We start from the raw sequence: 10,046 nt of genomic DNA, 5'->3' as shown, positions 1-10,046 counted from the left end.
CTCCAATTGGCCTTGCAGGTTAGATTGTCCGCTGCCGGTCACTTCATTAATAATCAGTTCCGCCGCTTTTCCATGCAGATTAGGATTAGCGTTAAGTTGCCCCGCCAGTTGCGATTGAGCCGCTTGCGTGGCGTTATTGAGTACAGCGCCTTGAGTATCGACGTTGAACGCTTTATAGGTGTTGTGGGATATCCCCGCGTCATTCGGCGTGGCAATATTGACAACCGGGACATTGCCCTGATTTTGTACCTGCGTATGGTTATTATCCGGTGTGATCCCCGCGGCAATCGCCGGGTGAAGCGGCTGAATGGCGGTCAGGTAAATTAATAGATAACTCGTGCCTCTCGCCACCGAGTTGTTGCGTTTACTCATCGTGCTATCCCTTTTGTTTAATTTAAGTGTTAAAAAGTCAGTGATGCTAACCAATAAGTGACCTGAGCATCTGCGGTCAGGCTTCGGGTATAAAATGACCATTTACCACAGAGAATATTGATTATTTAATAGTTACATTATTGAACCATTTTAATGTGTAATTAATTGATCGTCAGAATGGGTAGTATGAAATGTGATCGGTGCTGGGTTTTTTAATTCTGATAATGGGGAATCTGTCATATTAAATGTCGGTAAATCGCGATAAGGATGGAGATATTGTTCCCTTACGCCAGCCATAATGTTTTCAGTTTTAGCGTGATGGGAATTGCTGGATTAGAATCATTGTGTCTGAAATTAGTGTAGAATGCTCGGCCACGGATTAGAATGTATGAGCTATTTTCTAGCATTCTATGCTATCAAATGTATTAAAATCAGTTTGTTATGATTGAATTTCACAATCAATGTATTGATTGATATATAACACGACGCCTGTGAAGGCGACAACAGAGGTTGCTCAATGAGCGGTAAGACACAGAAATCTGAAAAGTTACAGAAAATTCTCGCGCGTTCCGGTCACGGTTCCCGCCGCGAAATAGAAGGCTATATTCAACAAGGCCGCGTCAGTGTTGACGGTAAGATCGCGACTTTAGGTGATCGCCTTGAAGTTCAGCCCGCCACGAAAATCCGTCTCGATGGTCGGATATTAAATATCAAAGAATCACAAAAAGCGGTTTGCCGTGTTCTGGCTTATTACAAACCAGAGGGTGAGCTTTGTACTCGTCATGATCCAGAAGGGCGGCCAACGGTTTTTGATCGTCTGCCTAAATTGCTAGGTTCCCGCTGGATAGCTGTTGGGCGTCTGGATGTGAATACTTGTGGTTTGTTGCTATTTACCACGGATGGTGAGCTGGCTAATCGGTTGATGCATCCAAGCCGCGAAGTTGAACGCGAATATGCTGTCCGTGTCTTTGGTGAAGTTGATGATGCTAAATTGAAACAACTGGCTAAGGGCATTCAACTGGAAGATGGTCCCGCCGCATTCCGCACTATCGCGTTTAAAGGCGGTGAGGGGATGAATCAGTGGTATAACGTCACGCTGACAGAAGGACGTAACCGCGAAGTTCGTCGTCTTTGGGAAGCGGTTGGTGTACAGGTGAGCCGTCTTATTCGTGTGCGTTATGGTGATATTGGTTTGCCAAAAGGCTTACCACGCGGGGGATGGACAGAACTGGGTCTGGAGCAGACTAACTATTTACGCCAATTAGTGAATTTGAATGAAGAGACGGTTTCCAAAGTGGAAGTGGGACCGGATAAACGTCGTCTTAAAGCTAACCAAATCCGCCGAGCGGTTAAACGCCATGCTCAAGTCGCATCGCGTCCATCGGCAGGAAAACGTCCGGGCAGTTCACGCCAGAAGGCGGGGCGAACAACCGCGCCAAAAGGCCGTTAAGTTTTCTGGGTCTCGTGTGTTATAACGGGGCCTTTTTTACCAATCGATCCCTTTTTGTGCTTTGATGCCGGCGTCAAAGGCATGTTTTACCGGACGCATCTCTGTGACGGTATCTGCCATTTCCAATAATTCACGATGACAACCGCGGCCGGTGATAATAACGGATTGGTGCTCCGGTCGGTGGTTGAGCGCACTCATAACGTCTTCCAGAGGAAGATAGCCATAACTCACCATATAAGTCAGTTCATCCAGGACAACCAGATCTAAATCGGGATCAGATAACATCGCTAACGCATGGCGCCATACCTGCTGGCAGGCTACAGTATCCGTTTCCCGGCTTTGAGTTTCCCAGGTAAAACCTGTTGCCATAACATGAAAATTCACCCCATGCTGTTCCAGCAGATTTTTTTCGCCATTCTCCCACTTACCCTTGATAAACTGGATCACTCCGGCGCGAAATCCATGACCTATCGCTCGGGTCACGGTGCCAAATGCCGCAGTGGTTTTGCCTTTACCATTGCCGGTAAAAACGATGAGAATACCCCGTTCTAACTGGGCGGCTTCAATACGGGAATCCACTTTTTCTTTTAGGCGTTGTTGCCTTTTTTGATGTTGATTGTCATTGATTGTCATTATTCGGCTGGTCCTGCTTTGCGTCCGGGTTGGGCATCAAAACTGATGCCTGTTTTATGCAGACTATCGCTGCCCATAAGATAAAGATACAGTGGCATAATATCTGCCGGTGTTTTCAGTTTAGCAGAATTTTCGTTAGGGAATGCGCGGGAGCGCATATTTGTGCGTGTACCGCCGGGATTAATACAATTAACGCGCAGAGAAGTGTGTTTATATTCCGCTGCTAAAACTTGCATCATGCCTTCGGTTGCAAATTTAGAGGCAGAATAGGCTCCCCAACCACAACGACCTTCGCGGCCAACGCTCGAACTGGTAAAGATTAATGATCCATCAGGTGATTTCAATAATAGTGGCAATAAGGCTTGCGTTAACATAAAAGTCGCATTGACGTTGACTTGCATAACATCATGCCATAGTTGAACGGGTTGCTCTGCCATCGGTGCGACGGCCCCCAGTAAACCGGCATTATGCAATACGCCATCCAGATGCGGATAATGTTGCGCTAAATCGCCAGCGAATGCTTGACACTCTTCGGCTGTGGCGGTAAGCAGATCCACGGTGTAAACAGTTGCCGGGGCACCACCTGCTCGTTCAATCTCTTTTTGGACAGCTTCCAGTTTGTGTGTTGTTCTGCCAAGTAAGATCACCTGTGCACCGTAACGGGCATAGGTCAAAGCCGCTTCACGGCCAATACCCTCTCCAGCGCCTGTCACTAAAATAATACGTTGTTGTAGGAGGTCATGTTTTGGTTGGTAATGTAACATTTGAAGATTTCCTGTTATTGACGGCGCGATTTGTTACCGTCGGAGGCCGTTCGGGCTATCAAAACAGAAAGTTATATATTGAGTCAAATTTGCCAAGGTTGATTGCTCAGGAGATACACGGAGAAACATTGCGGGCTGCGTGAGTGAATGTTAGGCAACTTAGGTAGCTGAAGTTGGTCGGGATCATGATTACGATTGGACTATTGCTGTACAGGCGGCTGGTTGTTAAATTTGTTGAACTAGAGGTTCAATGCGACTATTATCACGTTAAGTGATATAAATTTGTATCATGCTAAGCACTATGTCACTTCAATTTCATCATGTTAGGGGGCTATATGAGAACTGAACATACCAGGTCTATACAGACCATTAGCCACTCAACAGAAGTTATTGACTCCTTCAAAGATAAGAGCACAGATAAACTTTTTTGCGTTCTTCGCCTTAGTGAAAGGCGGGATGCTAACAGGCAATTGTTTATTGTAACTCTTAAAGATGATAACAAGAGTGATGGTTTCTATATTGTGCCATTTGCTGAATTGGTTGTCAGAAGGGAAAGAGTGAAATACCTTGTTTCTCCTGAAAATCAATATCCAGAATTTGGCGATAATATTAGCTTCATTATGAAACGCATTGAGTCCGTTGTTAAAATTTTCATTGATAATTACAAACTAACGACTACCCGTTAAATTATTATATAATAGGGATAGCAATGGCCCCCGATCTTATTAGTTCATATTCAAAGGACTTGAGCGAAAAGCCAAGTTGTGTTTCATCAAATATTATTGATGAATTTTATTGTCTATCACCGGAAGATGATTTATTGAAAATAATAGAATATGCTCTTGCTGGAAGTGAATACGATTACTATTCAGAAATAATTTATATGGGATGCTCTACTCCTGACTTTTACTCTGAACACGCAGAATGCCTGAGAAAATACGGGTATTGTACTGAGAAAATTATCGATGAATTACTTTCTTTGGATATGCATGAATCATCAGAAGATATTTTGGTCGGAAGAGTTTTATATAACGACTTTAATTTTATCGATAAAGGGATAACCCAAACGGGTAAGCAAATAAAAGGCGTTTATACCCTATGGATTTCAAGATGCATCGCGGCGGCAAGGGAGCGAATCCCCGGGAGCATAGATAACTATGTGACCGGGGTGAGTGAGTGCAGCCAACAAAGAAGCAACTTGAAAGATGACGGGTATATATAGACATAGATTATCGGAGGGTGGGGCTGGCTAGTTCCATTTATAACAGTCTATTATTGAAACATAGATATCTTATTTGCGACAATATTCAGAGTCTGTCAGGTGGTTCTCTATGGGCTAGTAGTATCGTTAAATTAGGTGAAGTTCGCATTTATGATGTTATTAAGAAGAAATTTTTGGATGTGTTAACTCCACGTGGCGTCGGTGTAAATGGTGTTGTTCCTTGGAGTGTCCTGGATTTGCCTGTTAGTGAGTTATCCAAGTGGGAACCAAGACCTTTATCGCCAGAATCTTGCCATCATATCGTTAACATTATAAGCAAAGATAAATTATACAACTAAATCCGCTTCGGTGAGTTTTTTCATATATGCCGCTTAATTGCGGTTTTTTTACATCTGAAATAACCACACATTATTATTTTCCTATTCCTTGGTCATTGCCCCATTCATCTATTTGGTTATTTCACTTGTAACAGTTCAGATTTTGATAAATTACAGTACCCGGAATTAGCGGAAGCTTATCCTGATGGTAGATTACTCGATTTAAGAGGGGAATTTATTCGAAGTTCATTCGTCGGCATGATAGCACCAAACCAAGTTCTAACTATATTGTAATGGCCGCATAATGATGGGAGCTGTTTGGCCCTTATTCTTTACTCACAGCGATAGCAGTTTACTTTTCCATTGTTCAATAATTTCTCTCTTTTCTTTCAGATAGTCGTAGCGATCAGGTCGTTGTAACAGTCGTAGTTGTAACAGTCGTAGTTGTAACAGTCATAGTGCTTGGTTGAAACGCCGGGTTTTTGTGATTCTGCAATCTAATTCCTCATTTTTGAACTGGTCCCCCATTTCTCCATCTTAATGGTGTAGAATTAGCGACTGAGACCGATATACTGGACGTTTTTATTTGTACATATTCGTATTTATTGAATGCGAATTAATTATAATATATTGTTTTTAAATGAGAAAATTAGATACATTATATTGTAAATTCATAGTCTAAGAAGCAAAAGGTGGATTTTGTGGAGTACTTATCTCTTTACGGGTTGTTTTTAGCCAAAGTAGTTACACTGATGTTGGCTGTTATTGCTTTGGCAATATTCGGTATTGGCATGGGAATGAGGAAATCCTCGCTAAAAGGAGAACTGAAACTCACCGATCTTGGTGAATCATACCGGGATAAACAGCGTCAAATGCAGCGGGCACGCATGACGGAAGCGGAAAGAAAAATCTGGCAAAAAGCGTTTAATAAGCAACAAAAGCTCGAATTTAAGCAGAAGAAGAGTGAGGCTAAGACAGGTCAGAAAGGGTTACAGAAACCTTGTCTTTATGTGCTGGATTTTAAAGGGAGTATGGATGCACATGAGGTCGATTCATTACGTGAAGAGATTAGCGCAATTCTGGCCGTGGCAGATGCAAAAGATGAAGTGTTGCTACGTCTGGAAAGTCCTGGAGGTATGGTGCATGGCTATGGATTGGCGGCCTCTCAGCTTGCTCGTTTGCGTCTGAAAGACATTCGCTTGACTATCGTCGTAGATAAAGTTGCTGCCAGTGGGGGCTATATGATGGCTTGTGTTGCTGATCGTGTCGTTGCTGCGCCCTTTGCCATTATTGGTTCTATTGGCGTGGTCGCTCAGATTCCGAACATTCATAAGCTATTGAAGAAAAATGATATTGATGTGGAACTCCATACGGCTGGTGAATATAAACGTACACTGACTGTGTTGGGAGAAAATACAGAGCAGGGCCGGAAAAAGTTTCAGGAAGATCTGAATCAGACTCACGAACTATTCAAATCGTTTATTCATACACATCGCCCATCACTTGACGTGGAAAGTGTGGCGACAGGCGAATACTGGTACGGCTCACAGGCGAAAGAGAAGGGCTTGATTGACGAAATTGGTGTCAGCGATGATCTGTTGATTGCTCAAATAGATAACTGTGAAGTTATTGGTGTCAGTTATACACGCCGTAAACGCATGGTAGAGCGTTTCACCGGCAATGCAATGGAAAGTATTGATAAACTGTTATTGCGCTGGTGGCAAAGAGGGGAGAAGCCTCTGCTTTAATTAAAGTTTCGCTATTTTGAATTAATTATCTTGGCGTACCCCAAGGCGTTCTATTTCGACGTTCAGGGGTGCCTTGATATATTGCTTAATGAATTTTTGTTATTAATTTTCAAGGTAATATTGTTTCGGCAGGATATGCGTCAATTGTTTGAACATATTGAAAATAGCAGTACTTTTTACTGTGGGTAAACCATTTTCACTTGGAAAAAATTCACCATTAATACTAATACATCTCCTTTTTGTTCTACGCTACTTATATACATGCCATGAATAAAATCTTCACGTTGGCGGATAATATCGCTGGTTTTTTTGGTCATTGTTCACCTTTAATCGGTGTTGTTCTGTTTTATCTTTTTCTGTCCTTAATCAAAAATAATTTGTTGCGCATCATTTTTTATCAGGTAGAGTGTGAACTTTTCATCATGCAGATGGAAGATTTTGTTTACGGTGATCACTTCATTCATTTGCATAGATCATGGGCGGTATCTAAAATACCTTAGATAATTCAATATGTTTCGAGTTTGGGGAAATCAACTGAATAAAAATAAGTTGATATATTGAGAATCTATCGCAATATAAAAAGAGGTTTTAAATACCGTGATATGGCGCAGTGAATTCCACCATCTGAAAAGATAATTAGGTAAAGATAACTATGGGTAAAGCTCTTGTAATCGTGGAGTCCCCGGCAAAGGCCAAAACAATCAACAAATATTTGGGGAGTGACTACGTGGTGAAATCCAGCGTTGGTCATATCCGTGATTTGCCGACCAGTGGCTCAGCCAGCCAAAAGAGTTCGAGCTCATCTACCGATAAGTCTAAGAAGAAGGTTAAAAAAGATGAGAAAGCTGCATTAGTCAACCGTATGGGAGTTGATCCATACCGTGGTTGGGAAGCGAATTATCAGATTTTGCCGGGCAAAGAGAAGGTCGTGGCAGAGCTGAAATCACTGGCTGAAAAAGTTGATCATGTTTATCTCGCAACGGATCTTGACCGCGAGGGAGAAGCCATTGCATGGCACTTGCGGGAAGTGATTGGCGGTGATGGCGATCGTTTTAGCCGGGTTGTTTTTAATGAAATCACTAAAAATGCCATCAAACAGGCATTTGATAATCCGGGTGAATTAAATATTCACCGGATAAATGCTCAACAAGCTCGCCGTTTTATGGATCGCGTCGTGGGTTATATGGTTTCTCCGCTACTGTGGAAAAAGGTCGCCAGAGGGCTTTCTGCCGGTCGTGTGCAATCGGTGGCGGTACGCCTTGTGGTAGAAAGAGAGCGTGAAATTAAAGCGTTTGTACCGGTAGAATATTGGCAATTACATGCTGATTTGCTGGCGAAAGGCGAAATTTCGCTGCATATGGAAGTGACCCATCAGCAGGGTAAACCGTTTAAGCCGGTTAATAGCGAACAGACTCAAGCCGCCGTCTCTTTACTGGAAAAAGCCCGTTACAAAGTGATCGATCGTGAAGATCGTCCAACATCCAGTAAACCGAGTGCGCCGTTTATCACATCGACATTGCAACAGGCGGCCAGCACGCGTTTAGGGTTTGGTGTTAAAAAGACCATGATGATGGCTCAGCGTTTGTATGAGGCCGGATATATTACTTATATGCGTACTGATTCAACTAACTTGAGTCAGGATGCGCTGGATATGGTTCGTGGTTACATCAGTGATCATTTTGGCGATAAATACCTGCCAAAAGCAGCCAATACTTACAGCAGTAAAGAGAACTCACAGGAAGCGCATGAAGCGATTCGTCCTTCCAGTGTTGATATCATGGCAGAGCAACTGAAAGATATGGATGCGGATGCACAGAAGCTGTATCAGCTAATCTGGCGTCAGTTTGTGGCTTGTCAGATGACACCGGCGAAATACGATTCCACAACATTGACGGTACAGACGGGTGATTTTGAATTGCGGGCCAAAGGCCGTACATTGCGTTTTGATGGCTGGACAAAAGTGATGCCTGTGTTGCGCAAAAGTGACGAAGACCACACGTTGCCGGTTGTTGAAATTGGTACAGAACTTGATTTGCAACAACTGATTCCAAGCCAGCACTTCACTAAACCGCCGGCGCGTTACAGTGAAGCATCCCTGGTTAAAGAGCTGGAGAAACGCAGTATTGGTCGCCCATCCACTTATGCTTCCATTATCTCCACGATTCAGGAGCGTGGTTATGTTCGCGTGGAGAGCCGCCGTTTCTACTCGGAGAAAATGGGAGAAATTGTGACTGATCGTCTGGAAGAAAATTTCAACGAACTGATGAGTTATGATTTTACTGCGCGAATGGAAGATCAGCTTGATCAGGTTGCAAGTAACAAAGCCGAATGGAAAGGGATTCTGGATGAATTTTTCACTGATTTTAGTGAACAGCTAGACGTCGCCAATAAAGAGCCGGAAGAGGGCGGCATGCGGCCCAATCCGATGGTAATTACCTCTATTGAGTGTCCGACATGTCAGCGCTCTATGGGTATTCGAACGGCAACCACTGGCGTTTTCTTGGGTTGTTCTGGTTATGCGTTATCACCTAAAGAGCGTTGTAAGCAGACGATAAACCTTATCCCTGAGAATGAAATTCTTAACGTCTTGGAAGGGGATGAGGCGGAAACAAACGCATTGCGCGCCCGTCGTCGTTGTAAAAAATGTGGTACAGCGATGGACAGTTACCTTATTGATAACCAACGTAAGTTACATGTTTGTGGTAATAACCCAGCTTGTGATAGCTACGAAGTGGAAGAGGGCGAATTTCGCATTAAGGGATATGACGGTCCTGTTATCGAATGTGATAAATGTGGCGCTGAAATGCACCTGAAAATGGGGCGTTTCGGTAAATACATGGGCTGTACCGATGAAACTTGTAAAAATACCCGCAAAATCTTGCGTAGTGGGGAAGTCGCGCCGCCAAAAGAGGATCCGGTTCCATTGCCAGAGCTTCCTTGTGAAAAATCTGATGCCTATTTTGTATTGCGTGATGGTGCAGCCGGTGTATTTTTAGCGGCGAATACCTTCCCTAAATCCAGAGAAACCAGAGCGCCGTTGGTAGAAGAGCTAGCGCGTTTTAAAGAGCGTTTGCCGGAGAAATTACGCTATCTGGCTGATGCGCCTGTGGCGGATGCTGAAGGTAATAAAACAGTTATCCGTTTTAGCCGTAAGACTAAACAGCAATATGCTTCTTCAGAGAAAAATGGCAAGGCAACGGGGTGGAGTGTGTTTTATGTTGATGGGAAATGGGTTGAGAAAGAGAAAAAGTAACAATTTCTGACAGAATCAACACTCTCTTTTTCTCAGAAAAGGGATTATTTTCTTCTATTAAGCCAACCATATAGGTTGGCTTTTTTCGCCTATTGGCATTATCTTAAAATATATGAATTAGAATCCGGTTAAACATTCATTATGAATTTTTAATTATTCGTTATATAAATATATAATCGTGTTATAGTGGTTATATGCGACAACAATATTATTTCTATTCGTTATAATAAATAGCAAACAGCAATATCAGTCCAGGTTTCTAAGTCATAATTGTTCACAGCGTTTAT

General features: G+C 43.0%; 8 protein-coding genes and 1 pseudogene. 5 read left to right on the top strand and 4 right to left on the bottom strand.

Annotated elements, in window-relative coordinates; all coding sequences use genetic code 11:
- The coding region (locus tag SLS51_RS06400) for a two-partner secretion domain-containing protein (RefSeq protein ID WP_323836566.1) at nt 1-372 on the bottom strand (372 nt) is incomplete at its 3' end.
- 517 nt (nt 373-889) lie between these two features.
- Between SLS51_RS06400 and rluB the strand changes: the two genes are divergently transcribed.
- Nucleotides 890-1,822 carry a 23S rRNA pseudouridine(2605) synthase RluB gene (gene rluB / locus SLS51_RS06395; RefSeq protein ID WP_323836564.1) on the top strand — a complete coding sequence of 311 codons (933 nt, stop codon included), beginning with the start codon at nt 890-892 and terminating at the stop codon, nt 1,820-1,822.
- Between the two features lie 36 nt (nt 1,823-1,858).
- Here the strand turns inward: rluB and cobO are convergent, their stop codons facing one another.
- Together cobO and SLS51_RS06385 are read right to left on the bottom strand one after the other, a co-directional pair.
- Complete coding sequence (gene cobO, locus SLS51_RS06390) at nt 1,859-2,455, bottom strand: cob(I)yrinic acid a,c-diamide adenosyltransferase (RefSeq protein WP_439126849.1); 597 nt, start codon at nt 2,453-2,455, stop codon at nt 1,859-1,861.
- Nucleotides 2,455-3,219, bottom strand: coding sequence for a YciK family oxidoreductase (locus tag SLS51_RS06385; RefSeq protein ID WP_323836562.1), 765 nt, complete (start codon nt 3,217-3,219; stop codon nt 2,455-2,457). The genes cobO and SLS51_RS06385 overlap by 1 nt, the downstream gene beginning before the upstream one ends.
- Nucleotides 3,220-3,554: 335 nt before the next feature.
- On the opposite strand from SLS51_RS06385, the gene SLS51_RS06380 reads away from it, so the two are divergent.
- The 3 genes from SLS51_RS06380 (at nt 3,555) to sohB (ending at nt 6,506) form a co-directional block, all read left to right on the top strand.
- Complete coding sequence (locus SLS51_RS06380) at nt 3,555-3,905, top strand: hypothetical protein (protein ID WP_323836560.1); 351 nt, start codon at nt 3,555-3,557, stop codon at nt 3,903-3,905.
- A 23-nt stretch (nt 3,906-3,928) separates the two neighbouring features.
- Nucleotides 3,929-4,441, top strand: coding sequence for a hypothetical protein (locus tag SLS51_RS06375; RefSeq protein ID WP_323836558.1), 513 nt, complete (start codon nt 3,929-3,931; stop codon nt 4,439-4,441).
- Nucleotides 4,442-5,459: 1,018 nt separating this feature from the next.
- On the top strand, nt 5,460-6,506 hold the full coding sequence (sohB, locus tag SLS51_RS06365) for a protease SohB (RefSeq protein ID WP_323836556.1): 1,047 nt from the start codon (nt 5,460-5,462) through the stop codon (nt 6,504-6,506).
- A gap of 102 nt (nt 6,507-6,608) precedes the next feature.
- Here the strand turns inward: sohB and SLS51_RS06360 are convergent.
- Nucleotides 6,609-6,769, bottom strand: a pseudogene (locus SLS51_RS06360) (DUF2498 family protein).
- A gap of 389 nt (nt 6,770-7,158) precedes the next feature.
- Between SLS51_RS06360 and topA the strand changes: the two are divergent.
- Nucleotides 7,159-9,759 (top strand): type I DNA topoisomerase, encoded by a 2,601-nt coding sequence (gene topA, locus SLS51_RS06355; RefSeq protein WP_323836554.1) that lies wholly within the window; start codon nt 7,159-7,161, stop codon nt 9,757-9,759.
- The last annotated feature ends 287 nt before the right edge of the window (nt 9,760-10,046 follow it).

It is taken from the genome of Photorhabdus africana (assembly GCF_035181445.1).
GTDB lineage: Bacteria > Pseudomonadota > Gammaproteobacteria > Enterobacterales > Enterobacteriaceae > Photorhabdus > Photorhabdus laumondii.
The sequence above is the reverse complement of the archived record's forward strand: the minus strand, read 5'-3'. Positions and strand labels throughout refer to the sequence as shown.